General features: G+C 46.8%; 17 protein-coding genes and 1 tRNA gene. 1 reads left to right on the top strand and 17 read right to left on the bottom strand.

The genetic code is table 11. The features are described 5' to 3' along the window. From AB8S08_RS06490 to rlmKL, 3 genes are read right to left on the bottom strand one after another with little or no spacing between them, the layout of a single operon-like run. Entirely contained in the window at nucleotides 1-1944 is a 1944-nt protein-coding gene (locus AB8S08_RS06490) for an ABC transporter ATP-binding protein (RefSeq protein WP_369744170.1), read from the bottom strand. Continuing rightward, nucleotides 1941-2195 (bottom strand): glutaredoxin family protein, encoded by a 255-nt coding sequence (locus AB8S08_RS06485; RefSeq protein WP_110075078.1) that lies wholly within the window; start codon nucleotides 2193-2195, stop codon nucleotides 1941-1943. Before AB8S08_RS06485 ends, AB8S08_RS06490 begins: the two co-directional genes overlap by 4 nt. Next, nucleotides 2188-4320, bottom strand: a complete 2133-nt coding sequence (gene rlmKL, locus AB8S08_RS06480) for a bifunctional 23S rRNA (guanine(2069)-N(7))-methyltransferase RlmK/23S rRNA (guanine(2445)-N(2))-methyltransferase RlmL (RefSeq protein WP_369744169.1) — start codon at nucleotides 4318-4320, stop codon at nucleotides 2188-2190. The genes AB8S08_RS06485 and rlmKL overlap by 8 nt, the downstream gene beginning before the upstream one ends. Nucleotides 4321-4497: 177 nt before the next feature. Between rlmKL and AB8S08_RS06475 the strand changes: the two genes are divergently transcribed. After that, nucleotides 4498-4574 (top strand) — tRNA-Met (locus tag AB8S08_RS06475). Nucleotides 4575-4596: 22 nt separating this feature from the next. Here AB8S08_RS06475 and AB8S08_RS06470 read toward each other — a convergent pair. The 14 genes from AB8S08_RS06470 to AB8S08_RS06405 form a co-directional block, all read right to left on the bottom strand. Beyond that, on the bottom strand, nucleotides 4597-6417 hold the full coding sequence (locus tag AB8S08_RS06470; protein ID WP_369744168.1) for a 5'-nucleotidase C-terminal domain-containing protein: 1821 nt from the start codon (nucleotides 6415-6417) through the stop codon (nucleotides 4597-4599). 46 nt (nucleotides 6418-6463) lie between these two features. Next, complete coding sequence (locus tag AB8S08_RS06465) at nucleotides 6464-7048, bottom strand: cell division protein ZapC domain-containing protein (protein ID WP_181394880.1); 585 nt, start codon at nucleotides 7046-7048, stop codon at nucleotides 6464-6466. A 74-nt stretch (nucleotides 7049-7122) separates the two neighbouring features. Continuing rightward, nucleotides 7123-8130, bottom strand: a complete 1008-nt coding sequence (locus tag AB8S08_RS06460; RefSeq protein WP_110075074.1) for a quinone-dependent dihydroorotate dehydrogenase — start codon at nucleotides 8128-8130, stop codon at nucleotides 7123-7125. A gap of 4 nt (nucleotides 8131-8134) precedes the next feature. Beyond that, the gene (locus tag AB8S08_RS06455; protein ID WP_369744167.1) at nucleotides 8135-12976 is read right to left on the bottom strand and encodes an NAD-glutamate dehydrogenase; all 4842 of its coding nucleotides are present in this window, start codon (nucleotides 12974-12976) and stop codon (nucleotides 8135-8137) included. Between the two features lie 219 nt (nucleotides 12977-13195). Next, nucleotides 13196-15838 (bottom strand): aminopeptidase N, encoded by a 2643-nt coding sequence (pepN, locus tag AB8S08_RS06450; RefSeq protein ID WP_369744166.1) that lies wholly within the window; start codon nucleotides 15836-15838, stop codon nucleotides 13196-13198. A gap of 17 nt (nucleotides 15839-15855) precedes the next feature. Further along, nucleotides 15856-17325 carry a Na+/H+ antiporter NhaC gene (nhaC, locus tag AB8S08_RS06445; protein WP_369744165.1) on the bottom strand — a complete coding sequence of 490 codons (1470 nt, stop codon included), beginning with the start codon at nucleotides 17323-17325 and terminating at the stop codon, nucleotides 15856-15858. Nucleotides 17326-17545: 220 nt separating this feature from the next. Continuing rightward, the gene (prc, locus tag AB8S08_RS06440; protein WP_369744164.1) at nucleotides 17546-19609 is read right to left on the bottom strand and encodes a carboxy terminal-processing peptidase; all 2064 of its coding nucleotides are present in this window, start codon (nucleotides 19607-19609) and stop codon (nucleotides 17546-17548) included. 5 nt (nucleotides 19610-19614) lie between these two features. Then, nucleotides 19615-20322: an RNA chaperone ProQ gene (gene proQ, locus AB8S08_RS06435; RefSeq protein WP_110075069.1), complete on the bottom strand. Its 708-nt coding sequence runs from the start codon at nucleotides 20320-20322 to the stop codon at nucleotides 19615-19617. Beyond that, a complete protein-coding gene (locus AB8S08_RS06430; protein ID WP_110075068.1) occupies nucleotides 20309-20605 on the bottom strand; it encodes a hypothetical protein in 297 nt (98 codons plus the stop codon). Before AB8S08_RS06430 ends, proQ begins: the two co-directional genes overlap by 14 nt. 23 nt (nucleotides 20606-20628) lie before the next feature. Beyond that, nucleotides 20629-21114, bottom strand: coding sequence for a GAF domain-containing protein (locus AB8S08_RS06425; RefSeq protein WP_110075067.1), 486 nt, complete (start codon nucleotides 21112-21114; stop codon nucleotides 20629-20631). A 15-nt stretch (nucleotides 21115-21129) separates the two neighbouring features. Further along, nucleotides 21130-21411, bottom strand: a complete 282-nt coding sequence (locus AB8S08_RS06420) for a YeaC family protein (protein WP_110075066.1) — start codon at nucleotides 21409-21411, stop codon at nucleotides 21130-21132. Nucleotides 21412-21413: 2 nt separating this feature from the next. Then, nucleotides 21414-21704 (bottom strand): hypothetical protein, encoded by a 291-nt coding sequence (locus tag AB8S08_RS06415; protein WP_228759429.1) that lies wholly within the window; start codon nucleotides 21702-21704, stop codon nucleotides 21414-21416. Nucleotides 21705-21863: 159 nt separating this feature from the next. Beyond that, a complete protein-coding gene (locus tag AB8S08_RS06410; RefSeq protein WP_369744163.1) occupies nucleotides 21864-23549 on the bottom strand; it encodes an alanine/glycine:cation symporter family protein in 1686 nt (561 codons plus the stop codon). Between the two features lie 56 nt (nucleotides 23550-23605). Further along, nucleotides 23606-24736, bottom strand: coding sequence for a M14-type cytosolic carboxypeptidase (locus AB8S08_RS06405; protein WP_110075063.1), 1131 nt, complete (start codon nucleotides 24734-24736; stop codon nucleotides 23606-23608). Nucleotides 24737-24760: the final 24 nt, after the last annotated feature.

The following is a 24760-nucleotide window of genomic DNA, read 5'->3' as shown; positions in this document are numbered from 1 at the left end:
TCAACGACTCTCTTGTTGTAAATTTTCTAATTCGTCCCAGCGCTCTAGCGCGGCCATAAGTTCTTGTTCTAATTCGCCTAATCGCTCTAATACCGGCGCAGTAACTGAATGCGGCTGAGTAAAAAAATCAGCCTGACTAGTTTGTTGTTGCAAGTGCTCTTGCTCCTGCTCTAAAGCTTCAATCCGTTGCGGTAATTGTTCTAATTCACGTTGCAGTTTGTAGGATAACTTTTTACGTGGCGCAGCTGAACCCTTGTTAGCAGATTCTTTACTTGCCGCAGTGCTGCTACTACTTACAGATGCTGCAGGCTGTGACTTGCTGGCAGCCGAATTAGTTCCCGCAGTTTGGCTTAAATAATGATTTACTTCGGTAAAGCCACCCACGATTTCGGTTACTTTACCCTCACCTTCAAATAACAGCACGCTTGTCGCCGTATTATCCACAAATTCACGATCGTGGCTGACCAAGATTACTGTCCCCTGATAATCTGCCACAATTTGTTCTAACAGCTCTAGAGTGTCGATATCTAGGTCGTTGGTTGGTTCATCCAAGATCAAAAAATTACTTGGGGTTAAAAACAGTTTGGCTAATAAAGCTCGGTTACGCTCTCCGCCAGATAAAGCTCTTACCGGCGTTCTGGCTTGTTTAGGTGAGAATAAGAAATCTTGTAAGTAGCTCAGAATATGTCGAGTTTTACCATTGTAGGTAACATCCTGCTTACCATCACCTACGTTTTCAGCAATGGTTAAATTAGGATCTAATTGCGCACGATGCTGATCAAAATAAGCGACTTGTAAGTGAGTCCCCAGCTTGATCTGCCCAGAATCAGCCGCTTGTTGTCCCAGCAAAACTTTAATCAAGGTACTCTTGCCACAACCATTCGGTCCTACCAAGGCAACCTTGTCACCGCGTTGTAAGGTAAACTCAAACTGGCGTAGGATGGTTTTATCACCGAACGCTAAATTAACATCACTGCCATCGAACACCAGCTTGCCTGATTTACTGGCTTCCTGCACAGCTAACTTGGCCGAACCTTGCTGTTCGCGGCGTTGAGCACGTTGTTTTCGGAGCTCTTTCAACGCCCTGACGCGGCCTTCATTGCGAGTCCGCCGTGCTTTAATGCCCTGACGGATCCAGGTCTCTTCTTGAGCCAGTTTTTTATCAAACTCAGCGTTGTGGGTTTCTTCAACTTCCAACTGATGTTGTTTAAGCTCTAAATAGGCATCGTAACTACCAGGATAACTATTTAATTGGCCCCGATCTAAATCAATAATACGAGTTGCTAGATTACGAATAAAGGCTCGGTCGTGGCTGATAAATAACACCGCCCCCCGAAAATCTTTAACCCGCTCTTCTAACCACCGCACCATTTCTACGTCGAGGTGGTTAGTAGGTTCATCTAACAGTAATAAATCAGGATTAACTACCAGTGCGCGGGCTAATGCTACCCGTCTTAGCCAACCGCCCGAGAGCGCCGCCATGGTGCTATCAGCAGGTAGTGCTAGCTGCGTTAACACTTGTTCTATGCGGGTTTGTAATTGCCAGCCATCGGCCGCTTCTAAAGCGGTCTGTAAGCGCGCCAAATCATTCATGATTTGGTCACTATCATGCTCTTGTTCGAGCTTTTGCAGAGTGTGGTGGTAATCTTTAAGTAAATCGCCCACCTCAGCTAAACCTTCAGCAACATAATCGTAGACGGACTGCTCTGAGTTTGCTGGTGGATCTTGCGGCAATCTAGCAACAACCGTATCACCGACCAATTGCACTGCGCCATCATCGAGCTGCACTTCGCCGTCGATAACCTTGAGTAGCGTCGATTTACCGGCACCGTTGCGGCCTACTAAACAGACCCGTTCGCCTGCTTCAATGGTTAGGTCGACATGGTCTAAAATGGCATCGTTGCCAAAGGCTAATTGCGCATTCTGAATTCTTACAATATTCATGCTATTAAAAAATCCTCAAGTGCTGTTGCAAACGGCCAACGTAACTCGGCATCGTCGCTAGCGCGCACTAGTACAGGGATCAACCAAGCGTACTCTGCTAGTAGCTCGGGTTGTTGAGTAATATCAACCACATGCAGACGCCAGCCCGTTGCTGGTGACTGAACAGCTTGCTGCATGGCTTGTTCAACGAGCAGCTTAGCTTGGTCACACAAAGGACAATGAGGTTTGCTAAGTAGATAATAGTCAGCCACTGTGGCGTACCTTGAACAAATGGTGAATGCCTTTGTGGCGCTCAAAATCAGCAGAAATAGAGCGCTTGGTTAGGTCTTCTGCAACCAAAAAGGCTTCAGCTAAAGCCTCGCTATCAAGCTTGAATTTACGTTTGTTGTTGGAAAACAAAATCACCCCGTCGTCTTTCAACAAGCGTGCTGCTAATTTCAATAATTGCACGTGATCACGTTGAACATCTAAAACATCATCCATCCGCTTAGAGTTTGAAAACGTGGGCGGATCGAGAAAAATCACGTCGTAGCGCTGCTGTGGCCGTTGTTCTCTAAGCCATGCAATACAATCAGCTTGAATAAACTGATGGGCGCGCGTGTTGAGTTTGTTGAGGTGGAAATTGCGTTCGCCCCAAGCCAAATAAGTTTTAGATAAATCGACTGAAACCACCTCTTTAGCACCGCCCATTGCGGCATGCACCGATGCTGAACAGGTGTAGGCAAACAAATTCAGAACACTCTTATCCGCACTGATCTTACCTAATTCTCGGCGTGCCCAACGATGATCTAAGAATAGCCCTGTGTCTAAATAGTCACTCAGATTCACCTCAAACTGCACGCCGTATTCATGCACTATCCGAACTAAGCCACGCGGGGTTTGTTTTTGATATTGCTGTTTACCAGCCTGCCGTTGCCGCACCTTTAAGGTCATGTTTTCAGCTTTAAAAGGCAACTCAGAGGCTAAGGTATCGATTAAAAACCATAATCTATCTTTAGCTACCGCCGGCGGAATGTCTTTCGGCGCTGCATATTCTTGAATCACAATACAATCATCGTAAACATCAACAGCGGCATTGTATTCTGGAAGGTCGGCATCATACAGACGCCATGCGTTAACCCCTTCTTTTGCCGCCCATTTTTCTAGTTTTTGGTAGTTTTTACGCAATCTATTGGCAAGGTCGTTAGATTGCGTTTGGGTAAATTCAGGTTGCTCTACGGTTAAGTCGTAAGTAGCCAATAAAGTCTCAATGGCACCATTAAACAACTTGTATTTGCGTTGACTACGTAACTTAAGACGCTTTAATAGAGTTTCATCACCGGCTAGAACCGCCACTTGCCAACCGGAAAACTGTTGCCGTAATTGCTGACCAAAACGACGATACAACAGCAAGGTTTCAACTTCTTCGCCAAGCCGCTCACCGTAAGGTGGATTACAAATAAGCAAAGGTGTGGTGTGTTGTTCTGCAGCATTTACGGCCGGTTCTGCATGCTCCGCATCCCCTACTTGCCAGTCACATACATGGCTTAATCCCAACCGTTCGGCATTTTGTCGGGCAATCCCCAGCATGCGCGGGTCATTGTCACGGCCATAAAACCTGGCGCTAGGCTCGGCGATAGCTTCGGCAAAACGCTGCTCCGCTTGCTCGCGCACTTGTAACCATAAGCTATGTTGATGCCCTAACCATGCTTGAAAGCCCCAATAGCTGCGCTGTAAACCAGGCGCTAACTGATAACGAATCATCGCCGCTTCAAGCAGTAAGGTGCCCGAACCACAGAATGGGTCCATGACTACGTCGGTTGTGGTATCAACACCCGCACGAATCACCACCGCCGCTGCTAAGGTTTCGCGTAACGGAGCAGCCCCCTGCTGTTGCCGATAGCCACGTTTATGCAGGCTCTCACCCGCTAAATCCAAATACCAGGTAAGCTTATCTTTTTGTAAATGAGCGTTAATGCGAACGTCAGGCTCTTTACTAACTGAAGGTCGTTGGTTTAATTGTTCTCTAAAGCGATCCACAATACCGTCTTTGACTAGCTGCGCACCAAATTGTGTGTGGCGGATATCTGGATGACGACCGCTGAAATCAATTAAGAACGTATCTTCAGGCGCAAAAACCTGTTCCCATTCAGTTTGGGCAACGGCCAATGGAATGTCTTGGGCTTGCTTGACGAAGCATTCACCCAATTTTAATAACACTCGATTCGCTAACCGAGTCCATAGGCACACTTGATAGGCCTGCTCTAAGGAGCAGTCGAACCAGCAGCCGCCAGCTGTTTGGCGCACTTGGGGAATACCCAACTGGTTCAGTTCATCAAACAATAAAGGCTCGAGACCTTTGGCGCAGGTTGCAAAAAGTTGCAGAGTTGCCGACATGAAAATAATCACTTATTAAGAAAGATAGAAACAGATTATACCGAAAGATGAGGCTGCTGTATTGCTCGATATGGACGTAAAAGCAGCAATCAAATCAATATCGGTTAATAACTAAGCGAACGATTCAATGGGGGCTTGCGTTTGCAGAACTAACTCTATACTATGCACTTCATCGGACGCGGGGTGGAGCAGTCTGGTAGCTCGTCGGGCTCATAACCCGAAGGTCGTAGGTTCAAATCCTGCCCCCGCAACCAACTCCTTACTTAATTTTTCCGACTATTCCCGGTCAACAATAATCCAATTCTTATCCAGCTGTTGCCCTGCTAAATAGGGTTGTGGTAACTGTTTCAGATACTCGATAAGAATATGCTGAATTTGATCTGGGCTGCTAAACACTATCTGACTGCCATCTAATCCGGCAAAATCACCACCGCCATTAGCGCGATAATTATTGGTTACGACCAAGACTGCTTCGGTTGCTATCTGATCGAGGATGGTGACGCGCTGACCTATGGGTTGACTCACATCAATCTGGTACTTGATGCCAGCAATCGTATCAAAATTATAAGAAGGCACTTGGCCTTCAACCCAACTGTATGGATCTTCGTTACTGCCTACTCTAAGCGCGGCTGCGCTGATTTCTAACCATTGCTGTAGTTGTGCCACCGATATTTTGACGACGTCCAATGTATTGGGATATCGATATAAATTACCCACATCACCGATGGTAACTGGGCCTGCATTGATAAAAGTAAACTGCTGTTGCGCGGCCTCTTCTGCCGAGGTTGCGGCAAAAAAAGGAGCCGCAGCACTCAATAGTGGCAACTGCTGCCATGGTTGTTCGGTACCAGTCGAAGATTCATCGGCCAAGCCATCTAGATAACGCTCCACATACCACCGCTGAGCATCATGTAAGAGTTGCATGGCGGACGTGGGCTGTAACCGTGATAATCGATGTGATAATGCTACCTCTGTATGACCAATGGGTTGCTTCATATAAGCCATAGTAGCTTCATCAGCCTCTGCTAATAATGCCTGAATACTCGTGTCTGGAGTTGCCGCCGCGGCTCGTAAATGACTCTTACTGCGGCTAACTTGCCAACCTTGTTGCTGCTGCCACTGTAAATAAAGATCTATCACGCCAAGGTACTCACCTTGTGCGCCAGGCTGCGATGCTGCCACACCATGAATGGTGCCGGCTTTGCTATCTACGTCTAGATTTAATTGGTAAGCATCAGTACCAGGAAACAACTCATGCTGATGGCCAAATGCGATTGCATCCACGCCGTCAATTTGCGCAAGCGACCAAACATCTTGCTCACTGCTATGGGTCTCGCGAGAATTTTTCGGCAAACCCGTATGAGCTGCGATAATGATCACCTCGGCTCCTTGTTGTTGGGCCTCTTGCACACTCCGTTGGGCTGCTTCATACATCCCCTCTACCGCAACCTGATGCTGTAAGTAATGGGCATCCCACTGCATGATTTGCGGTGGTAGTACCCCTATCACTGCAACTTTAACAGCGGGTAACCATGCCTGTGCAGGCTGCTTTTCTAACATCACCCAAGGCGCAATCTTTAATTTATTCTTGGCCGCTTCGGTCAAGGGTTTAAGATTGGCGCTAAGCAGCGGAAAATTTGCGCCTGCATAGGCTTGGGCGAGATAATCTAGACCGTAATTAAATTCATGATTGCCTAAGTTGGCCACATCAAACTGCAGGGCATTCATCACTTGAGTGAGTGGCAACGGCTGTTCGCTAGCTGCTGCGGTTACCATCCAGTCTGTCATTGGACTACCTTGGATAAGATCACCGTTATCAATTAACACATGCAAGTCTGCTTCCGCCCGAGCTTCTTCGATGACCTTGGCTAAGTATGCATAACCTGCTGCGACCGGTTGCTGGGTAAAATAATTCTTCCCCATAAATTGGCCATGAACATCGCTGGTACTGAGAACACGTAAATGGAGGCTAGGCGCAGCAGCACTGCTGCTGGCTGGTAGTGTTGGTGTGGCTAGCGCATTGCTCGGGGTTAACACAAGACTGATTGCACTGGCTAACAAAGTAACAGTTGCAGCAATATGACCGGGTAATTTCATAGGTTACAGACTCAATTAGCTTAACAACAGGAGTAAAATGACGCCTTTAGGCTAACCGCAGAGTATGACTACCGTCAGCATGAGTTTCATGAGGGCCTCGCTGTAAACGATTAATCATGACCTTGAACACATCAAACTGGCGTAATGTTTTCACATCGGATAACACAAATTCTGCTCCCAACACCATGCATTCAGCAAACTCACCATCTTGCTGCAACACCACACAGAGCCCTTGTTGCAGCCCTGAATTAAGCTGTACTAGCGCCCCGAGTTTTAGTTCTTGTTGGGTTTGTTCGGCGATTAAAGCTTCTTGAAAATACCAACTCTGAGGCAATTGTGGCCGCCCAAAACGCTGGATAATCAGTAAATTCAGTCCTGCGGCTTGTACCCAGTCTGAATTACAAGGTTGCTGAATGCTTGTCTCTATGAGTGAGCTAACTTCTTCTAAACACTCAGTAAACTCTTGAAATAATTGAGCTTCGTCGGTTGTTAAGCTCGCTTGCAAAGGATACAAAGGAATCAATCTACTGGCTTTATAAGGACATAGGTGTGGTGTGCCAGACTCAAGCTGGATACCTAGATGCTTTGTTGCTGGTTCACAGAACCATTGCCACTGAATATTTACGTGCACGTTCAACCTTGTCGTTATCGTTATTGCGAGTGAACTTTGGCTATGCTTTATACCATAAAGAAATATGAGATTGTTTACAAGTCGTTTACGATAGTGCGGATCAACTGCGGTCCATGGTAAATGAAGCCGGTGTACACTTGCACCAAGCTTGCTCCTGCGGCTAGTTTTGCTTGAGCTGCGGCCGCGCTATCGATGCCACCAACGGCAATGATAGGTAGCTTACCCTGGAGATGTTCTGCTAGTTGCTTAACTACGGCCGTGCTCGCATCAAATAACACTTTGCCACTCAAGCCCCCTGCCTCATCGGCATGCTTACAGCCGACTACCGCGTCCCTACTGAGAGTTGTGTTGGTCGCTATAACAGCATCTATCTGATGTTCTATTAAGGCAGCCGCCATCGCTGCAATGCCATCGTTATCAAGATCAGGCGCAATTTTTACTGCCAGTGGCACATAACGGCCGTGCTCGGTGGCGAGTTCTGCTTGAGTTTGTTTCAAGCTAGCCAGCAGTTGATGAAGCGCATCGCCATGTTGAAAGGCACGTAAGCCGGGCGTGTTTGGCGAGGATATATTGACCGTAATGTAGCTCGCAAAAGCGTAAACTTTGCGCATGCAATGCACATAATCGTGCACGGCATCAGCTTCTGCTGTAGCTTTATTCTTGCCTATATTAATCCCCAGCACCCCCTTGAACTTAGCTCTTTGTACTCGCTCAACTAAGTAATCAACGCCAAGGTTATTAAAACCCATGCGGTTGATAATGGCCTCACGTTCAGGGATCCGAAACAGACGTGGCTTGGGATTGCCTTCTTGCGGTTTTGGGGTAACTGTACCGACCTCGATAAAACCAAATCCCATTTGTGCAAAAGCATCAATGCACTCAGCGTTTTTATCAAGACCTGCAGCCAAACCTACAGGATTAGGAAATTCAATACCCATCACAGTGACGGGTTTAGCTTCTACTTGTTGTCGCCAAAACCACGCCAACGGGGTGTTGGCGTAGCGTTTAAGTAACCTCAAGGTCAAATCATGTGACTGTTCAGCATCTTTGCTGAACAGCCATTTACGCATGATCCCGTACATAGGCTTAAGCTGCCGACGTACAGTTTTGATTGAGTAACATCAGCTCTCGTAACGCAACGGAGAACTTAGCAAACTCATGAGTTTTGGTGGTGCGGAAATCTGATAGCATCACTAACCAACGGTCTACAAAGACTTTATTTGCATCTAACCAAGCAGCTAACACATCAAGGCTATCTTGCGCTTCGTCACTGCCTTTCAACACACTCATAGTTAATGAACGCTGTTGCCAATCCAACTCTTCGCGGAACGCGGCACGAGCTAGAGCCTGCCAGTGGTTATCAACCGGCTGACTGTTAATTTGCTCCAAGAACCAATGCAAGGACACTTGCGAGCCCAAATTAAAGTAGGCTTTCGCTACGCTAGCTTCGGTGCGACCTGTCTGTTTAGCCACGTCTGCAATATCCAGCGCCGAGAACAAGGTGGACAGAATAGCAACTTGTTTAGCAAGATCTGCTGGTACGCCTTGCGCTTGTAGCTTATCAATGTCTTTCTGAATAGCATCACGCTCGGCTGGAATAACGTAATCCAGCACATTCTCTCGCAAGTCATTAAAGCTGTCTTGATAGAAATCAATGTGCGCTTGAATGTTACCTAGTTCAGGATTTGGATGGCGCAAGAACCAACGTGTAGCACGACGCACAACCCGACGGATCTGGAATAACATGCTGTTCTGCACATCGGCAGGAATTTGGTTGTTACCTGCTTCAATGGCTTCCATTAGACCGCGCAAATTAAAGCATTCACGCGCAATCACGTAGGCGTTTGCTACTTCAGCAACAGTAGCCCCGGTCGCGTCTGCTTTGCGATAAACAAAGTTCGGTCCCATATCGTTGACAATATTATTGGCTAATCGCGTAGCAATAATCTGCGCCCGTAATGGGTGATTTTGCATTGCCTCGGCATAGGCTTCTTGCAACGGCTTAGGAAACGCATTAATCAGTGAACGCGCATGGAAAGGGTCATCCATAATAGCGTCATCGACCAATTGATCTTTCAATACCATCTTGCCATAGGCAGTGATCACGGCTAATTCAGGACGGGTTAAGCCCTTGTTAAGCGCCTGACGTTCTGCCAATTCATCATCATCCGGTAAAAACTCAAGTGCACGGTTAAGTTGCCCTTCACGTTCTAGGTGATGAATAAAGCGCTGCAATTCTTTGATCTGATCGGCACCACGAATCGCCGTAACCGAAATGGATTGCGATTGACGGAAGCAATCTTTAATCACGATTTGCGCCACTTCGTCGGTCATGTCGTACAGCAACTGATCGCGTTGCTTACGGGTCAAATCGCCGTTGGCAACCAAACCATTCAACAAGATCTTGATATTAACTTCATTATCCGAACAATCAACGCCACCTACGTTGTCAATCGCATCAGTATTGATACGACCGCCGTTACGAGCGTATTCAATACGTCCTAATTGGGTGAAACCTAGGTTACCGCCCTCGCCGACAATCTTAGTGCGCAGTTCGCCACCGTTCACCCGCACCGCATCGTTAGCACGATCACCAACGTCGCTGTCGCTTTCTTTGCTGCTCTTAACGTAAGTACCAATACCACCGTTCCAAAGTAAGTCGACGGGCAAAGTTAAGATGGTTTTAATCATCTCAGTTGGCGTCAACGACTTTTTCTGAGTGTTAAATAATTTTTTCATTTCTGGCGTTAATTCAATGGCTTTCGCACTGCGCAAGAAAATACCACCACCAGCAGAAATTAACGAACTGTCGTAATCGGCCCAGCTTGAACGCGGTAACTTGAACAGGCGCTCACGCTCGGCGTGACTGCTTGCCGCATCCGGATTTGGATCCACAAAAATGTGCATGTGGTTAAAGGCTGCAACTAAGCGCGTATGTTTGGATAACAACATACCGTTACCGAACACATCGCCAGCCATATCGCCGATACCTACTGCGGTAAAATCAGTGGTTTGGCAATCAATCCCAAGTTCACGGAAATGACGTTTCACAGATTCCCATGCACCACGAGCTGTGATCCCCATTTTCTTGTGGTCATAGCCTACAGAGCCACCAGAGGCAAAGGCGTCACCCAACCAGAACTTGTATTCCGCTGAAATACTGTTAGCAATGTCAGAGAAAGTCGCAGTTCCTTTGTCCGCCGCAACCACTAAATAAGTATCGTCTTCATCATGACGAACTACGTCTTTTGGCGGTACAACTTCACCGTTGACAATGTTGTCCGTGATATCCAACAAGGCGCGAATAAAGGTGCGATAACAGGCCTTACCTTCTTCGAAAAAGGCTTCCCGCTCTTCTGGTAAGTTCTTACAGAAGAAACCACCTTTGGCGCCAACCGGAACTATCACAGTGTTTTTAACCTGCTGGGCTTTTACCAAGCCAAGCACTTCTGTGCGGAAATCCTCACGGCGATCTGACCAGCGCAAGCCACCACGAGCAACTTTACCACCACGTAAATGCACCCCTTCTACGCGAGGTGAATACACAAAAATTTCGTACTTAGGTAGCGGCAATGGCATTTCAGGAATAAGTTCAGGCATAAACTTAACCGAAATATAGGGTTTTTCGTTACCTGAGGCATCAGCCTGGAAGAAGTTGGTGCGCAGAGCTGCCAAAATCAACTCAACGTAACGACGAATAATACGATCGTCATCGAGGTTGGCTACGTTTTCTAGCTCAGAAGCAATACGCGTTTCTAAGGCTTCGATTTTCTTCGCGCGGCTCTTCTCTTTCGGTTCAAACTTAGTATAGAACAGCTTAATGATCAATTTGGCAATCAGTGGGTATTTCCCAAAGGTACTTTCAATGTAGCTCTGGCTAAAGGTCGTACCAATTTGACGCATGTATTTAGCAAACATACGTAAAATAATCACTTGGCGACCTGTTAGACCGGCGCTTAGTACCAAACGGTTAAAGCCATCATCCTCATAGTGACCGTCCCAAACTTTCGCAAAGGCGTCTTGGAACAAATCACGGCTGGCTTCAAGGTCGAGCTTGACGTTATTGTGCAACATCTGGAAGTCTAACACCCAGAATAGATTGCCATCGGTCGTTTTAATCTGGTACGGGCTCTCACCAATGATCCGTAAACCGAAGTTTTCTAACATCGGCAACACATCAGACAAATGAATAGGCTCGTCTTTATGGAACAGTTTTAAGCGAATTTTTTTACTGGTTTCGTTCTCTTCGCGTGAACGATAAAACAGCATGCCTAGTTTGTGTTCGTCGTCTAGGGCTTCAATCTGCTGTAAATCGGCAATAGCAACCGATGGCAAGACGTCCTCTTTATAGGCCCGCGGAAACGCATTGGCATACTTTTTATTCAGCTCGTTAGCGCGACCTTCGCCGAAGGTGCTACTTAAAATGCGCTCGAAGTTATCTTCCCAAGTACGCGCTGCTTCAACTAAGTTTTGTTCAAGTTCTTTCACATCAATGTCCTGTACGTGCTCGCCAATGCGCACGGTATAATGAGTTCTAGCTAGGGAGGACTCAGAAAAATAGGTGGTAAAGTCAACTTCCGCAGTGCTGTGCAAAGAGGTTGCTAAAATCTGCTGGGTCTTTTGACGTAATAAGGTGTTGTAGCGTTCTTTCGGTACAAACACCATGCACGATGCAAAGCGACCAAAAATATCTCGACGGACAAACAACCGCGTCATATCGCGCTCTTGCATTTGCAACACGCCTAACCCTACTTCAAGTAAGTCGTCTTCATTTGCTTGTACAATCTCATCGCGCGGATAGGTTTCAAGAATATTCAATAACGCTTTTGCTGCGTGTGAGTTAGGCGCGAAACCTGAGGCTTCCATCACGCGTTTAATCTTATCGCCAACTAATGGAACGTCACGCGCACTGTTGTTATAAAAACTGCTGGAATACAGACCAATAAAACGATCTTCACCAATCACTTTGCCGTTGTCATCAAAGCGCTTAATGCCAATGTAGTCATTGTAAGCTGGACGGTGAACCTTAGACTTGGTATTGGTCTTTGTTACCAATAACAAACTATCGTCAAAGGTCATATCACGCGCTACTTCTGGTAAAGATGACACCAAGCGTTCTTTGTTAGTGGCACTTTTGCGCATCAAGCCAAGGCTGGATTCAGTTTGTTGGCGAATGATGTAGTCACCTTCAATCGGCACTAAGTCGTAACGACGATAGCCCATTAAGGTAAAGTTATCTTTGGCTAACCAACTTAAAAACCGCTGAGCTTCTTGCAGTTCTTGTTGGCTACCAGGGTAATTAATCTTGCTTAAGTCTGCGGCCAGTTCGGTCAGTTTGTTACGCATTGGCAACCAATCACCTACCGATACCGTCACTTCTTCCATCACTGCAGCTAATTCTTTCTTCAGGGTTTTGATAGCGTCGGCAGAGGCTTGACGATCCACTTCAATCAGAAATACCGTATCGACTTCGTTATCATCGTTACGAGTACCAGCCTTAAGCAGTTCGTTGATTTGGTTTTGCTCATTTCGTTTATGGCTAATTGGCAAATGCAGTAGCAAATGCGAGGTGATACCCAAACGCGTTAAAGCCATGCGAATGGAATCAACCATAAACGGCATATCTGATTGAATGATTTCAATGATGGTATGCGCAGATTCCCAGCCGTGGCGCGCCACTTCTGGGTTATAGATTTTAATTAAGGCTTTTTTACCGGGCGTGTATTCGTTGAAGCTGTGCCACAATCCCATCACCGCGCCGTACATGTCGCTGTCATTTCGCAGCGCCAGATCATCCGGTGAGATATTTCTATATAACCTCAACGCAAAATCTTTGATTAAGTCGGCTCGATCGGTAGCTCTGTGTTCAATCAGATCGGCCACCTTCTGCAAAATAACGGGGATCTGGCCTTCGCCAAACGCATTCATGCTAGTGTCCTTTTAACGTGATGAGATATAACGATGTGGTTGTACCCTCTGGCGCTGCCAACGGGTAAAATCACACAGCGAAATAATTCATATTATTGTCGGACATTTAGCTAGGTTATTCAATCATTATAAAGCACAAAAAACAGTGTTCAGACCACGAATTTCGTGGTCTGAACATGTTTATCCAAAAGCTTTGCATGATTATTACAAAGGCTGCGGCTAGGCCTGTATATCAGGAGCCAAACTACTGCTAATTTTTTCGGCCAAATCAGGCGCTAAATTTGGTAATTGTTGCAGCTCTTGCAGATGACCAAGCAGCAGCTCTTGACGTTGTTTATCAAACCGACGCCATTGGGTGAATGGCGTGATCAGCCGCGCTGCCACTTGAGGGTTTTTACTGTTCAAGTAACGGATCATGCTCGCAACTACTTGGTACCCTGCTCCATCAGCTTGATGAAAAGCCAGCAGATTGCGACTGAACGTAGCTAACAACGCATACACTCGATTTGGGTTATTGCGGTTAAAACGCGGATGTTCAACCAGCTCAGCTACCCGTGCAACAGTGCCCGCCACAGGTGCACTAGCTTGCACCGCAAACCATTTATCCAAGACCAAAGGATCATGTTGCCAGCGCAACTCAAATTGTTCTAATAAGTCGCTTGCACAAGCTAATTCTAAGTGGGTTGCAATTTGTAGTAACGCCTGCTGGCTCGTCATGTTGTCGGCATGGCTAAAAGCTTGGCTAATCTCATTATTGAAAGCTTCAGGATCGTTCAACGCCAAATAGTAGGCAGCTAGATGCGTGAGGCTGCGCTGCGCTATAGCCTCGGCGGTTAGTTCATAGGGTTGACCTTGCTGTTGTTGCCACCAGGTGGCTAATTGCTCCGCCAAGGCTGCCGCAATCGCTCGTTTTAATTGCTCACAAGCCAACCCAATCAAGGCAAGCGGAATATCCTGCGGATAATGCTCGGCTAATTCTTCCGCGGCCGGCGGGGTCAAGGCTAAAGCTTTTAGCGCAGGATCCAGTGGTGCTGCCAGAAGCTCTTGTAAAGCCATACTTACTTCCGGTGGCAAGCGGACTAACCCATCTTTAGCTACTGCTGCGGTGAGCAAGTCTAGATACATCTGTTGGGCAGCTTCCCAGCGCGTTACTTCTTGTTCTGCAGACCCCAACAGCACCGCTTTATCAGCAAAGCTTTGGTTGTATTCTAAGCGTACCGGCGCACTGAAGTTCTCTAATAAAGCCAGTATGGGGCGCTCGTGTAATCCGGTTATCGTCACTTCTGCCGTGGCCTCGGTGAGCTCAAATAAATAACTGCCCGATTCGTGCAGTTGCAGTTCTGGATGAGTTAATTCAAGACGTTCGCCGCGGCTTGAATAGGCACTTAGCAATACCGGGATATGTACTGGTTGTTTGGCGGTTTGCCCCGGCGTAGCTGGTGTGTGTTGTGCGAACCTAAGCCGAAGCTGCCCCGCCGTCTGAGCGCTCGCTGGAGTATAGTTTTCTGTTACTCTAACAACTGGAGTACCGGCTTGACTGTACCAGTTTTTAAACCGAGTTAAATCGCGTTGATTAGCCGCAGCCATCGCCGCAATAAAGTCATCACAGGTCACGGCTTGGCCATCGTGGCGCTCAATGTAACAACGCATGCCGGCTTGAAATCCCGCTTCACCAAGCAAAGTGTGTAGCATCCGGATAACCTCGGCCCCTTTGTTGTACACAGTTACTGTGTAAAAGTTATTCATTTCAATAACTTTGTCAGGTCGAATCGGATGCGCCATAGGGCTAGCATCTTCATTGAACTGATGACTTCGCATCACTCGGATAGCTTGGATCCGATTAACCGCCCGCGAGCCTAAATCGGAACTAAACTCTTGGTCACGAAAAACCGTTAGACCTTCTTTTAAGCTCAGTTGAAACCAGTCCCGACAGGTAATTCTATTACCGGTCCAATTATGAAAATACTCATGCCCGATAACCGATTCAACATTCAAAAAGTCTTGGTCAGTGGCGGTTGCAGCATCAGCTAACACATAACGTGAATTGAATACGTTAAGGCCTTTATTTTCCATGGCCCCCATATTGAAAAAGTCCACGGCGACAATCATGTAGATATCTAGATCGTACTCAAGCCCAAAACGTTGTTCGTCCCAGGCCATTGAGTTTTTTAGCGCCTGCATCGCATAATGGGCCCGTGCTAAATTGCCGGGGTCGACAAAGAGCTGCAGCAGCACTTGTTTACCAGAGCGAGTAATAAAATGGTCTTCCAGTAACTCAAAGTTGCCGGCTACTAAGGCAAACAAATAAGCTGGTTTAGGAAAGGGGTCGTGCCAGGTAACCCATTGCTGGCCAGCAGGAGTGGTACCTGAGGCCTGAGGATTACCGTTACTCAAGAGATAAGGATACTGTTGCTGATCGGCGTAAATGGTGGTGGTAAAAATCGCCAGCACATCTGGCCGGTCAAGATAATAAGTAATACGCCGAAAACCTTCAGCTTCGCATTGAGTACAAAAACTACCATTGGTCTGATACAAACCTTCAAGCGCGGTATTATTAGCAGGGTCAATTTCAGTGACCACTTCCAGCTCAAACGCTTGTTCAGGAACCTTTGTTAACACCAGTTGCTGGGTGTCAACCTGATAATCGTTGGCGTCTAAAAGTTCACCATTAATACTCACTTCAAGCAGCTTTAGTTGTTCGCCATCAAGGCATAGTGGCTGCTGTTGACGCTGCGGATGAACTTGCATGCGGTTGTGCACGCGGGTGTGATGAGGGTCGAGATAAAAGGTTAATTCAACAGTACTGATAGAAAAGTCCGGAGCACGATAATCGCTCCGGAACTTAGCTTGTTTCTCACTCATAGGGAGTACACACCTCGTTAGACTGTGGTTGGCTTGGCCGTTTGCTCCAGGCGCAAAATTTTAATACCGGTGTAACCGTAGAATAGCGCAATCAATGGGGTTATCCAGTTAAAGAACGCAAACGGGGCGTAAATCCATGGGCTGACACCGAGAGCCCCCATCATGAAGGCACCACAAGTGTTCCAAGGGATTAATGCAGAGGTTAAGGTGGCGCTGTCTTCTAAGGTACGAGACAACACTCGAGGGTCAAGCCCTCGCCGCTCAAATTCTTCGCGGTACATGCGCCCGGGTAAGACAATCGCCATGTATTGATCTGCGGTAAGTACGTTTGCGCCGAAACAAGTAAATAGCGTTGCTCCAATCAGACTTCCTACTGACTTCACATACCCTAAAATACCAACAACTAGGCGTTGCAATAGACCTAGTTTCTCCATAATGGCACCGAAGGTCATGGCACTTAAAATCAACCATACGGTATTCAACATGCTCGACATGCCGCCACCACTAAGAAGATCGTTCAGATCAGCTGAGCTGGTTTCAATCTTTACCCCATCAGTAAGTGCAAGCCAAACAATTTTCAGGGTCGCAACATAAGAATCGTCCCCTTCTGCGAGCTTATTGATCATTTCTGGTTGAAAAATAACCGCCCAAAGTCCGCCTAATAAGGCGCCAAAAAATACCGTGGGTAACGCTGGCTTGCGGGTGGCTGCTAGATATAACAAAACTAGCAAAGGCACTAACATTAACCAACCAATGTTAAAGGTATTTTGTAATTCTAGCTGCATTTTTTCTAGCTGAAGTAAGCTCACTGAAGTATCAGCGTTGAAGCCCAAGATTAGGAAAATAATCAAGGTAATGGCAAAGCCAGGTCCCGCCGTAAGCGCCATGTAACGAATGTGCGCAAACAATTCAGTGCCAGCCACAGCTGGCGCTAGATTAGTGGTATCTGACAAAGGTGACATTTTGTCACCAAAATAAGCGCCAGAAACAACGGCACCAGCGGTAATAGCTGGTGATAGGCCCATACCTGCCGCAACGCCCATTAAGGCTACCCCGATGGTGGCTGCGGTCGTCCATGAGCTGCCGATTGCTAACGAAATAATGCCACACATCAACGCACTAGCTGCATAGAACCAACTAGGATCGAGCAACTCTAAGCCGTAATAAATCATGCTAGGCACGGTGCCAGCTAAAAGCCAAGTACCAATAAGCGAACCCACGGCCAGAATAATCAAGAGCGCGCCAAGGGCTACCGAAATCCCCTCTTTGATGCCATCTTCGATTTGTTCCCAGCTAAAATGGTTGTAAAAGCCGATGGCAATTGCAACGCCGGCAGCTATCCAAAGTGCAATTTGGTTTGGTCCATAAGATGAATCTTCGCCAAAGAGATACACTGAACTGGCTAGCATAATAATCAATACCACGAGCGGCGTGGCAGCTTGCAGAACACTCGGCGAACGGGTTCCGTTAGATGGGGTGTGTTGCATAAATATTCTCTATTATTTTTATCGTCTACTCACGATTGCGTGAGCTAGGCTTATGTTCTAGTCAGGCTAATGATAAACCAGCTCGGACTAAGATCATATTCTTGTGTGCTGTCATCAGGCACAATCAAGCTACCATTCACCTATTTCTAGCCTCGGTCACTGCCCATTAAAAAAGCCGCAAAAAGCGGCTTTCTATTGGTATATCAATATATTAGCTTGTTTAGTTGGCAGCCATCTTAGCTTGGTCAACTAACCTAAACGCCAACTCGACTGTCTCTTCTAAGTAAGGATCTGGCGCCTCTAAATCGGTCGGAATTTCGTCAATCTTTTCTACCGGCTCCTGCCCTAAACGCTGTAAACGTTCATTAGCACGGGCAAGGTTACGAGCTTTATCGGCCGCTTCTTCCGCTTTTCTTTCTGCCAATACTAAGCTGACCCAAGTTTTCTCTTTTTCTTGTTGATACCGCTCGATATCAGCAAAAATATAATTAAACTCTGGGTTTCCTTGAATCTGTTCATCGAGTTGCTGCTGCAGCGTTTTAAAATCATAACCATGAATGCTATTGGTAGTTTGATATTTGGCTGGAGTAATTTGATCCCACGGTAACGCATTTTCTTGCGAACTCTCACCAAATTCTTCAGCATCAATAATGGACGGGTACTCTAAATCAGGTTGTACCCCCCGTAATTGTGTGCTGCCACCATTAATTCGATAAAACTTAGCCATGGTGTATTGAACGCTACCTAAGGGCTCGTCATAAAAATCAAACGGCCGTGCAATCCCACGATGTTGCTGCACGGTACCTTTACCATAGGTATTTTCACCCACAATCACCGCTCGGTTATAATCTTGCAGAGCGGCAGCAAAAATCTCTGAGGCAGACGCACTGTAGCGATCAACCATCACCACAAGAGGGCCGTTGTAGAAGGTTTTACCATCGCGGTCGCCATTGACTTCCTTCCGACCACTACCATCGGCAACTTGTACCACAGGACCTTGGTCAATAAATAGCCCTGTCAAACTGATAGCTTCAGCTAATGAACCGCCACCATTGCCACGTAAATCGATGATTAAGCTTTCTACGTTAGCCGCAGCAGCCTCTTCTAATAAAGCCACCACATCAGCGGTAAGATTATTGTAGAAGCCCGGAATGGTAATCAACGCGGTGGCCCGACCATCGTACTTATCATCCGTAGATTGCTTGATCTCAATCTTGGCAGCACGGTCTTCGAGTTTTACCTTATCGCGCACAATCATCACTTCTTTGGGCGTGGCACTGGCGCTTTGATTCGCTTTAAGTACTTGTAGTTTAACCGTAGTACCTTTGGGCCCTTTAATCAGCTCCACCACATCGTCAAGCCGCCAGCCAATCACGTCGACAAAGTCAGCATCTTCATCATCGCCCTGAGCTACGCCAACGATCTTGTCATCGACGGCCACCTGCCCGCTCTTATCAGCGGGTCCGCCTGGGACTAAACTGCGGATCACCGTGTAATCGTAATCCGCTTGCAGTACGGCCCCTATTCCCTCTAGGGAAAGGTTCATGTTCTGTTCAAACCGCTCTGAATTTACCGGTGACAAATAGCTGGTATGCGCCTCGACACTGCGTGCAAAGGCATTCATTACCGTTTGGAAGACATCTTCACTATTGGTTTGAGTTAATCGTTTTAGTGCGTTGTTATAGCGTTTACCAAGCGTTTCAACAACTTCAGGCCATTCTTTACCCGCCATGGTTAAGTTGAGCGCATCGTATTTAACTCGTTGACGCCACAGTTCATCTAACTCAGTTGCCGCTGCTGGCCAATCGGCATCTTCACGCTGAAAATGATACTTGTCACCCGTTATAGTGAAATCAAAGGGATGTTCTTCGTCTAACAAGGATAACGCATAAGAGTAGCGTTCAAAGCGCCGCTGCAAAGACTTCTGATAGAGCGAAAATGCGGGGCTAAGCTTGCCTGAATCAATCATGTCATCAAACAGCAACCGATATTCTTGGGCCTGTTCAATATCGCTAGCCAGTAAAAACATTTTATTGTAATCAAGCATTTCTAAATAACGCTCAAGAATCTGTTCTGAGAGTTCGTTATCCAGTTCCATTTGCTTGAAGTGATAGCGCGTAAAAAAGTTTTTCACACGTTGGCTAGCTACGCCATGCTGAGCTGCTGGTGCTAACTCAGGCAGTTCGTCCAATTGATGTGCCGGTGGCAAGGCAAGTGCTACTTGGCTTAACGATAAACCAATAAATACTGCGATCGCCTTTCGTGTGAACCCTTTTTTACTCATACTTACTACTCCTGCTTGGCAACAAATACTGCGGCAACGTTAACTTTGACCGTTAAGCCGTTTTGAAGTTGCACATGCACATCGTTTTTGTCTAGTTCAGTAATACTACCTGGGATAGGCGCAACGCCGGCTTTTACATGCACAGCCTGACCTACTTTAAGTGCAGCTACTGTCGTTGCAGCTAACTGTGGTTGTGCTGCTTTAGCCGTGTTATTTGCGTTGGTGCTGACACTTGCTGCAGCCGGCTTCCGCGCTGGACGCTTAGCACGTGCCTGTCGTGCAGCATTTGCTGGTGCGGCTTTTGGTGCTCGGCTACGAGGCTTCTTGTCTGCCTCTGCTTTACGTTTCGCTGCTGCACGCTCTGCTGCCGCCGCTTTGGATGCCGCTAACGTTTCTTCGGCATGTTGTTGATGCTGCTCTTCTACAATACCCGCTGGCTTACCATCTAGATCAACCCGTTCGACTCCAGCTTTTACGGTACGGAGGTAACGCCAGCTGTTGGTATAGTGGCGTAAAGCAATACGCAAACGCGTTTTGCTTACCGTCTCATCATCATCTAAACGTGCGGCAAGGTCATCAAACACTCCAATTTTTAGAGGTTTTGCATCTCCTTCAGCGTAAAAGCAGGCCGGAAACTTTGCCGCTAAATAAGCGATCACGTCTTTAGTTTTGGATAACTTACTTGCGGTTTGGTTTTCTTCAATATGGGTCATCTTCGTCAATATCCTGCTGGCGTACATCCGCCAGTTGCTCCGTTATATAAGCCTGCATCTCTTCACTGTCTAGCTCCAGCAAGGCTGGGTTTTCTATCCATTCAAAAAGTACACGGCGTACCACTTCTTCAAGCTGCGCTAAAGTGTCGGTTTCTTCACTAAAGTCGACAATATAGTGCAGCATTTCGTTTAATTGATCCGTTGCAGTTTCTTCGTCGCCTTCAAAAAACTGCATATCTTGCTGACTAACTAAATACGCATAAATATCAAATTCGTTATACATGGTTAGCCTTATGTTTCCGTAACCTAGGCGCTAGGTTGCAACTGTGACCAGTCTAAACTCTCAATGAATCGGCCTAACTCGGTTAATCCAGCCGCATCAGCTGGACTGAAGCGAGCCACACTAGGGCTATCAATATCTAACACCCCTACCACCTGATCCGCCACGATTAAAGGTACTACTACTTCTGAGTTAGAAGCAGTATCACAGGCGATATGTCCAGCGAATTGGTGGACATCTTCTACTAGTTGGGTTTGCCGTGTTGCGGCAGCCGTACCGCAAACGCCTTTGCCAAAGGCAATACGTAAGCAAGCTACTTTACCTTGAAATGGCCCCAACACCAACAACTCAGGCGCCCGCGTTAAATAAAAGCCGACCCAATTAACATCGGCTAAGGTCTCGTTAATAAGGGCTGACAGGTTGCTCAAGTTGGCAATCAGATCGGGTTCATCAGCGGTAATGGCTTTAGCTTGCTCAATTAACAGCTGATAATCTACAAGGGTTTGACTCATAACAGTGTTATTGCCTTAATTATCATTGAGTGAAAAGCTCGCAATGGTGCCAGCTCCAGTTAAATCAGCCTTCATCTCGCGCTTACTGCGTGTGACTAATTGCCCATCTGAGCCAATCCGAAATGGCTCATCCGATGGCCGGTAGCGCGCCTGATAGGCCATCACGAGTTGAATAGAATTAGCACGTTGCTCTTCGGAAAGCTTTGCACCATCGGGCCAACGGCCTAATTCAACGGCTTGCAACAAACGCTCAAAAGTTTCCGGGGTAATACTGGCGAGAAGTTCGTCAAACTGCATGACTAACGCTTCCTTTTTAAGAACAATAATCGAACGCGGTTAAGCACAAACCACACTAAGCCAACAATCATAGCACCATATGCTGCGCTCGACTGCCAACTCTCGGGATGAGGTTGCTGAATGAAAAAATACGTAAAGGCAGCAATTGCGATCAGCAGCGCAAGCATAGACTGGCCTAATATTTTATCTTTTTTAGCTTGTAATAAGCGCTCTAGCTCGCGATTACGTTGCTCCGGAGTTGCACCTGCCACCCGAAAATCACAATGGGGACAAGTGTCTGCTTTGTCGGACATGCGTTTGTTACATGACGGGCATTCTATTAACGCCATGGGTACCTCAATTTTCAGCAATCTAAGTAGGCAATATAAGGGATCTCAGAGTAAATTCAAGCATTGCCCAGAGTTTGCGGACAAATAAAAACCCGCCGCAGCGGGTTTTTACTCAATCAATGGTTACTTGTCAGATTGACTGCCATTTTTTTCGGCTTCAAAATCCTGCCAGTAAGCCTTCACCGTATCTTTCATCTCGCGTCTGAGTAACACCAAACCAAATAAGTTAGGTAGAGTCATCAACACAATTGCGACGTATGAAAGTGTCCACACTAAGGTGGTATCGGCAAATGAGGCGACAAAGAAGCCAGCCACGTACAGAATCCGATAAGGCATGACACCACGCTGTCCAACCAGGTAGACCACCGCCCTATCACCGTAATAGGACCAAGCAATGGCAGTAGAAAACGCAAACAGCAGCAAACTGATAGGCACAATGTATTCACCTGCATCACCTAAGAAGCCACGCCCAAAGGCCTTGGCGGTAAGTGCTGCTGAGTGAATCAATGAATCACCAAAAATTTGGATATCTTGTTTGCGTAAGGCGCCATTATCGATTCTAAGGACACCCGTGTATGGGTCTTCACCAGCTACAATAAAGCGCACGTTTTCTGCAACCGAGCGCGCATGCAAAATGGTAAAGCCATTACTCACAGGTTTACCATTAGCGACTTCAATCGTACCTGTGTACTTCTCAATAGTATTTTCAGAGGTACCATTTAAGTAATGGTATAAGGCTTGGCGATCCGCTTGAGTGGTATCGTCATAGTGGCCGGCCACGATTTCAAGGTCAGTACGAGAGAACTCATTTGTATGCTTCTCTGACCAAACCCCGGACGACAAGATCACCAAACCGGTTAAGGTACAGATAACTATGGTGTCGATAAAAGGTTCTAAAATGGACACCATGCCCTCAGATACAGGTTCGTCGGCTCGCGCTGCTGCGTGGGCAATCGGTGCTGAACCTTGCCCTGCCTCGTTTGAGAACAAGCCTCGGTTTACCCCGCGATTAAAGGCGTAAGCAAAGGTCGCACCTAAGAAGCCGCCAGTAGCTGCTGAGCCAGTAAAGGCATCGCTGAAAATGGCTGCAAACGAAGGCCCGATCTGATCTAAGTTGAAGAAGATAACACTTAGTGAACCTATGATATAAAGCACGCCCATGATGGGGACAATTTTCGAGGTCACCGCAGCGATACGTTTAATGCCACCGATGATAACCATGGCTAACATGATGGCCAAAATACCACCTGTTAACATAGGTTCAATACCAAACGAGGCTTGCATGCTTTGTGCAATGTTATTTACTTGCGGCATGTTACCAGTGCCGAAAGAGCTGATAATGGTGGCTATCGCAAAAATTACGGCCAACCATTTCATGTTCAAACGACGGTCCATAAAATACATGGGGCCACCGGCCATGGTGCCATCTTCCGTTTGTACCCGGTATTTGTGCGATAAAGTTACCTCAACAAATTTAGTGGTCATCCCCAAAAAGGCAGTGATCCACATCCAGAACAAAGCTGCTGGACCACCCAAAAAGATAGCTAGGGCCACACCACCGATATTACCAGTACCCACAGTACCCGATAATGCGGTTGCTAAAGCTTGAAAGTGCGAGGTATCACCTTGCGCACCCTTTTTATCAAATTTTCCCGTGACCACTTTCCAAGCATGCCCGAAAAAACGGATTTGTGGAAAGCCCAAGTAGAGCGTAAAAAACAAACCTACACCCAACAGAATATATGGGAAGTAGGCTGCCGAACCTAGATAGCTATCTAGTAGCAGTAAGAAATTATTAATTGCTTCCAAGGTGTCCCCCTAGCGTTATTATTGTTGTTGTTCGCTTTTAAGCTAGCTTGCGCGACTTAGTCGCGCAAGTTCTTTGCGATTGAATAAATCGCACTTAATACATCGGCACCTAACTGCTGGCTACGATTGGCAGACCAACCGAAATCAGCATCAGGTAAATCAGCATTATCTTTAAATGGCATTTCTAAGGTAAACGCTAAACAGTTAAAGCGTTCTGCCACCGCATTACTAGCTACGGTTAAGTTAGCTTCACCTGGTTTATCCACCTCATAGCCAAATTTAGTTTGAAACTCTGGCGTAATGTTCAGTAAGGTTTGCTTAAATTGCTCACCTAATTTATCCATCTGCTCAGTATAGCTTGGGATGCCTTCTGAACCGGCCAAAAAGTTATAGGGTAGATTTTCATCACCATGAATATCCAAATACAAGTCTACCCCACTTGCTGCCATAGCTTGCAGTACCAAATAAACCTCAGGGCTACGCTCTAGGCTTGGCTCTGCCCACTCACGGTTTAAATTTACGCCAACGGCATTGGTACGTAAATGACCACGCACACTACCATCTGGGTTCATGTTAGGCACAACATAAAAGACGTTGTCTTCTAATAACCGTCGCGCGGTTCCATCTTCATCATCCAGTAAGCGACTTAGCAGGCCTTCTACGAACCACTCGGCCATAGACTCACCAGGATGCTGACGTGCAGTAATCCAGATAGCCTTTTTATGGTCGTCCGGTTCGCCAATCACCAGCAGATTCATATCACGACCATCAAGAGTTTGGCCTAACAGCACATGTTGGCATTCAATACTTTGTTGCGCCCACTGTACCAAGTCTTGATGACGCTCATAGGAGTATGGTGTGAAGTATGCAAAATAAACGCTTTCTTGGTCCGGCGCGAAGCGGATCACCAGTTCTTTGCCGTTGTATTCGGTAGGTACCCGGAACCAGTTTTCGCGATCGTAGGATGCGACGGCACCGTAATCTTTCCAGCCATCAGGGTAAGCTGAAGTACCGGCGTTGGTGATGGTCATCACATGCTCAACACCGGGTTCACCGTAGAGCTTAAAATGGAACCATTGATAAAAATCTGATTGGTTATCTTTGCGAATTGCTAACTGAATATTGTCTACTGAATTAGCTTCGATAACCTCGATATTACCGCTATCAAATTGGGCCGTAATGAACATCGCGTTCCCCTTGTTTATAGTAAA

The sequence above is a fragment of the Pseudidiomarina sp. PP-1MA genome (genome assembly GCF_041200125.1).
GTDB classification, from domain to species: domain Bacteria; phylum Pseudomonadota; class Gammaproteobacteria; order Enterobacterales; family Alteromonadaceae; genus Pseudidiomarina; species Pseudidiomarina fusca.
This window is presented reverse-complemented; position numbering and strand designations above follow the sequence as displayed.